This window comes from Kocuria subflava (genome assembly GCF_012163155.1).
Taxonomy (GTDB): Bacteria; Actinomycetota; Actinomycetes; order Actinomycetales; family Micrococcaceae; genus Kocuria; species Kocuria subflava.
This window is the reverse complement of record NZ_JAAVUN010000050.1, coordinates 1-5,466: the sequence shown is the minus strand read 5'-3', so window position 1 is coordinate 5,466 and position 5,466 is coordinate 1. Positions and strand designations below refer to the sequence as shown.

4 protein-coding genes are annotated in these 5,466 nt (G+C 61.5%); 2 read left to right on the top strand and 2 right to left on the bottom strand.

The window, feature by feature from the left end; genetic code table 11:
- Nucleotides 1-66: 66 nt before the first annotated feature.
- Nucleotides 67-612 carry a TetR/AcrR family transcriptional regulator gene (locus tag GTW58_RS12660; RefSeq protein WP_119933769.1) on the bottom strand — a complete coding sequence of 182 codons (546 nt, stop codon included), beginning with the start codon at nt 610-612 and terminating at the stop codon, nt 67-69.
- Entirely contained in the window at nt 609-1,412 is an 804-nt protein-coding gene (locus tag GTW58_RS12655) for an alpha/beta fold hydrolase (RefSeq protein ID WP_157980599.1), read from the bottom strand. The genes GTW58_RS12660 and GTW58_RS12655 overlap by 4 nt, the downstream gene beginning before the upstream one ends.
- Nucleotides 1,413-1,517: 105 nt before the next feature.
- Between GTW58_RS12655 and GTW58_RS12650 the strand changes: the two genes are divergently transcribed.
- On the top strand, nt 1,518-3,824 hold the full coding sequence (locus GTW58_RS12650) for an MMPL family transporter (RefSeq protein ID WP_119933771.1): 2,307 nt from the start codon (nt 1,518-1,520) through the stop codon (nt 3,822-3,824).
- On the top strand, nt 3,821-5,260 hold the full coding sequence (locus GTW58_RS12645; RefSeq protein WP_157980600.1) for an MFS transporter: 1,440 nt from the start codon (nt 3,821-3,823) through the stop codon (nt 5,258-5,260). The genes GTW58_RS12650 and GTW58_RS12645 overlap by 4 nt, the downstream gene beginning before the upstream one ends.
- Nucleotides 5,261-5,466 lie beyond the last annotated feature (206 nt).

Genomic DNA, 5,466 nt, shown 5'->3' with positions numbered 1-5,466 from the left:
CGCCGACGGTGAACCTCCAGCATCGCGGCTACGCCAAGGCGTCACCAACGTCTTGACCTCCTACACCTAGCTGACTCCGAGGTTGCGGGTGAAGGTCTCGAGCAGGGAGTTCACCGCGCAGTTCTCGTCGTCCTGGATTCCAAGGGTGACCGTCACGTTGAAAAAAGCCAGGGCCGCCATCAGGGGTGCGGTGTCGGAGCGCTCCAGTCCCATGCGGTCAGCCACGGTGGACCACAGGCTCTGGAACTGATCCGCGCACATCGCACGGACTTCCTCGTCCTGGGCGGCCAGCGCCCATCCTTGAAGCTGGAACCGCATGAGGTTGGGCTGTTCGCTCATGAGACGGTCATAGGTGGAGGACAAAACCGTCAGCACGTCGCCGGAGTCCGGAACCTCCATCAATCGGCGATTGAGCAGGTTGGAGGAAGTTTGCAAGGTCTCCAGGAACAAGCCCTTTTTGGATCCGAAGAGGTGCATCACGTAGGACTGAGAGATCTCGGCCGTACGGGCGATCCTTGCGGTGGTCGCCGCGTGGAAGCCGAATTCGGCGAACTCGTCCAACGCGGCTTCAAGGACCCTCGCCCGACGTTGGTCGGCGGACTGCAGTCTCATCTGCTTCTCCTGTGGGGGGTCTTGGGAGGTGAGTCGAACGTAGTGACGAGTTCACTCACGGATACCGGAGCATCCTGATGCGGACAGTGCCCTGAGCCCGCAACTTCGTACACGTCCCACGTGGTTTGGGGTGCTGTGTCACGCAGGGTCGCGGACAACAAATCGAGTGTGACCCCGGACGGGTCCCCATCACCGATGATGGCCAGATGCCTACCGTGAAGGTTACTTAGTTTAACAGTGAGCTCCTGCCGATCACGGAAGTATCCCGAAACGGCGCCCATCCGGCCCCTGAGCCCTTTCCGCACCGACCGCATGTGCTGTTTCAGGTCCTCGGGGCGTCCTTTGGGGAACATCGCGCGGTAATAGAGCATCCACAACGGTCGTGAACGCATGATCGTCATTGAAGCGAGCTTCAGGAGCCACCCGTCGGGGTCCTGGTCCAGAACGGGCGCGAGCAACACGAGTGAGCGCACAAGGTCCGGCCTGTTCGCGGCGACGGACACTGCGGGAGCGGCCGCCGCCGAATGCGCGATGAGAAGGCACGGTTGTCCGATCTCCTCGATTGCCTGCTCCAGCACCGCCGCCACGTCCTGGGAAGTACGCGGTGCTGGAACGGTGGAGTCGCCGTGGCCTGGCGCATCCATCGCCAACACCCTGTAATCGCGCTGGGCCAGCAACGGTCCCAGATGGCGAAAGGCCTCCTTGCGGTCACCCAGCCCGTGCAGGCACAGGACCACGTCACGGCCTTGCGGCCCCCACTCCAACAGCGTAGCGCCCTCATGTCGCTCGAGCTCGGTCACAATCCGTCATCTCCAGTAATTGATTGAACAATCGATCTACAGTTGCCGACTGTAGTCGACCCAGCCGCACCTTTGTCAGATCCGCCCTCTTCCTCAGGAGGTTTCATGCTCAACAACGTCAGTCGCTCTTCCCCGAACGACGGCGCACACACTCGGGGTCTGATGATTCGATCCATCCTCATGGTGAGCGCATGGTTCGTTGTTGTTCTGGCCGGTATGTCTGGTGCAGCTCAGGTTGAGTCCACCTTCCAGGAAGGTGGATGGGAGATCGAAGGTGCACCTTCTTTCCAACTCGCAAAGGAACTCGAGAACGGCTTCGTCGGGCGGGACACCAGCAGCCTCGTCCTGGAGGTCACGGACCACGACTTCACGGCTGGCGATGCGGACTTCAACCGCCGCATGAACGAGACGGTCACCTCGATCGTCGACGACTCCCGGCTCAAAGTCTCGTCTCATGTCGGCTACACCGACGGCGCGGAAGTACAGGAGAACTTTCTCGGCGAGGACGACCGGACCACGTTGACGATGCTCGGCAGCGATCTGACCTCCAGTGAGGCCTCTCTGCTGCTGCCTGAGGTCCAGAGCGAACTGGACGCCGAATACCCGCAGAAGAATCTCAGTGTCGCCCTCTTGAGCGCGGATGCTTTCTGGGGGGAGATCAACCAGGCAAGCGTCGCCGGTTTGGCCCAAGCCGAACTCATCGCCCTTCCACTGATCATCGTGGTGCTGCTGTTGCTGTACCGCAGCGTTGCCGCCACAGTGGTCTCTCTTGTCGTCACGGGTGTCGCCATCATCGTCACGTTGGGGATCCTGGTGGTGATCGGCCAGTTCTTCACCATGTCGTCGTTCACCCTGAATGCGGTGACCATGCTGGGGCTCGGGGTGTGCATCGACTACTCACTGTTCATCGTGAGACGTTTTCAGCAAGAACTGCAGGGTGGGTTCACCCCCGCCCAAGCCCTGGCAACCACACGCAAGACCGCAGTTCACGCGGTGGTCGCCTCCGGCCTGACCATCGCCGTTGCCATGAGCATGTTGTTCCTGGTGGACCTCATGATCATCCAGTCACTGGCCCTGGGCGTGGTCGCCGTCGTGATTATGTCGCTGCTGGTCTGCGTCTTCCTGCTGCCCGCACTGCTCACACTGCTTGGCCACAAGATCAACTGGGGACGGATACCGGGGCGGAAGGAACGCACCGAGGACACCTCCGGTCAACCGTCGCGTATTGCTCGGGTTGTCACCTCTCGCCCCGTGACTGTCCTGCTCGTGGGCATCGGTACCCTTGGGCTGCTCGCGGTTCCTGCGGCGCAACTGACCACATTCACACCCGACGTGCGCATCGTGGACCCCTCCTCGAGCGTGCGGCAGGGCTATGACCGAGTCGCGGACACGTTCTCTGTGGGCGCCACCGCACCCATTCAGGTTCTGATTTCTGCACCGGACGGGCTGAGCACGCTGCCTGATGACCAGGTGAACCGCCTCGTCGAGCAAATACAGGACATCGACGGCGTCACGGAGGTCACCTCGCCCCTGCCTGCCATGGCGGCTCTGGACCCGCAACAGCCTCTGTCGGTGACCGCGCCAGATCTCCGTCGGCAGTTGCCCGAGGCACAACAGAAGGCGTTGGGCCTCTACGTTGATGACCAGGGCGACCGGTTGCTTCTCGAGGTGCTGACCGATGACTGGCCCTCCAGCGTGCAGACCCAGCGGGTCCTGCACGACGTCGAAAACGTCACGGAACAGACCACCATTGATCATGGGACGGTCCTGGTCGGCGGGCAGACGGCTCAGGGGATCGCCAGCAATCAGCAGATCGCCCAGGCACTTCCCTGGGCCATGCTCTGCATGATCGTCGTCATCGGCGTACTTCTGGCCTTCAGCTTCAAGTCTCTGCTGATCCCCTTAATTGCGGTCATCATGAACCTTTTGAGCGTGGGTGCCACCTACGGAATCATGGTCCTTGTCTTCCAGTGGGGATGGGGAGCCGAACTCCTTGGGTACATGGCCCTCGGATACATCCAGAACTTCGTCCCCGTCCTGCTCCTGGCCCTGCTGTTCAGTCTGGCCACGGACTACCAGGTGTTCCTGATCTCCAGAATCCGGGAAGAGTGGGCTGCCGGGCGTAGCCCACGTGAGGCCATTGCACACGGGTTGACCGTGACCGCGCCTTTGATCAGTGGCGCAGCATTGCTGATGGTCGTGGTCTTCGGTGCCTTCTCGTTCACCGGCATCGTGCCGATCCAACAGCTGGGCTTCGGCCTGGCCGTCGGAATCTTCCTGGACGCCACCGTGGTCCGCATGCTGCTGGTCCCGGCTGCACTCTCCCTGGTCGGAAAGTCTGCATGGTGGTGGCCGTCCTCCTCGGGGAAAGCTCGGCACAAGACGGCACGCACCAAGGAGGTAACTGCGTGAATGCCACCGCAACACAGCAGCCCGTTCCCGTGCAGATGAAGCCGTCTCAGTGGTCCGGGGTCGCTTACTGGGGGGCGCTTGGTGCAGCCACGTTCATGGCCTCACTGGACAACCTGGTCGTGACCATGGCCCTGCCCCATGTTCAACAGCAATTCTCGACCTCGCTCCAGGGCCTCACCTGGGCCATCAACGCCTACACCCTTCCGTTCGCCATCTTCATGCTGGCGGCGGTCATCATCGGTGACAGGTGGGGGCGACGCCGGGTGTTCGCCGTCGGTGTGATCCTGTTCGGTCTGGGGTCTGTCGTGGCGGCCTCCGCCCCGAACTACGAGTTCTTCGTCGCCGCTCGCGCGATTCAAGGGGTGGGTGGGGCTTTCATTGTTCCGTTGGCCCTGACGCTGTTGATCTCATCGGTGTCAACTGCCCAGCGACCTCTGGTCATCGCGATCCTCTCCGGCATACAGGGACTCGGAATCGCGCTGGGGCCCTTCGCGGGTGGCCTGATCATTTCCATGAGTCACTGGAACTGGATCTTCTGGATCAATGTTCCGATCTCGATCATCGTTTTGGCTCTCACACTGTTCATCCGACCACAACGCTCGCACACGTCAGGGGTGCTCCCGCTGGTATCTCTGGTCTTGCTCAGCATCGGGCTCCTGGGAACCGCGGGGGCAGCATTGGCATTCAGTTCTGGTACCCGGTGGACTTTCCTGTGGCTCGTCGTCGCAGTGGGAGGCCTCGGTGCCGGCGTCGTCAATGTCTTGCGAAAGGATCAGCCGGCTCTGCCTGCCGCGCTGTTTCGCTCTCGGGGGTTCGTCCGTACCAACATCACGGCCCTCCTGGTCACTGCAGGGATATTCGGAGTCGTCTTCGTACTCACGCAGTACTTGCAGGTGGCCATGAATTACTCCCCGCTTCAGGCGGGCCTTGCCACCCTCCCATGGACCCTCCTGCCGGCCATATCGGCACCCTTGGCGGGAATGGCAGCCCCACGCACGGGAATACGACCACTGATCGTGCTTTCCACAATTTTGCAGATTTTTGGCCTCGGATGGTTTCTGCTCACCATTCACCCAGAGGCCCCGTATCTCCTACTGCTTCCGGGAATGGTCATGGCTGGATTGGGGATGGGAGTCTTTTTCGCCTTGATCACGGGGCAGGCCGTCTCGTTCGCCTCCCGCTCCATGGAAGGCGTGGCCACAGGGATCAACACATCGATCCGCGAGGCGGGGGTGCTCATCGGGGTCGCCGGCGTGGGCGCGGCATTCGTCCTTGGCGGAGGAGGAGAAACCCCACAGGAATTCCAGGTCGGTCTACCCTCCGCCCTCATCGCATCGATCACGTTGCTGCTCATCGGGTTGGCCGGTTCCATCGTCACCCCGAGGGAACCCGACCCATCGGAATCCTTGGACGACACACCACCTCCGACCGTGTGAGGCCGGCATCCTCACAGAACCACTCCTTCAGGATCCAATCCATGCCTGCAATAACCCAGGAGAAAGAATGACTTTCCTCAGTTCATTCAAAAAACGCTTACGAATTGCATACTTCACCACGGGGTGGCCGCCAGACCTGACTCGTGCCACTTGAGAGCTCCTGGCTGACTTGGCCGGTGTTGTCGCTGGTCAGAGTCCTGTGGCGG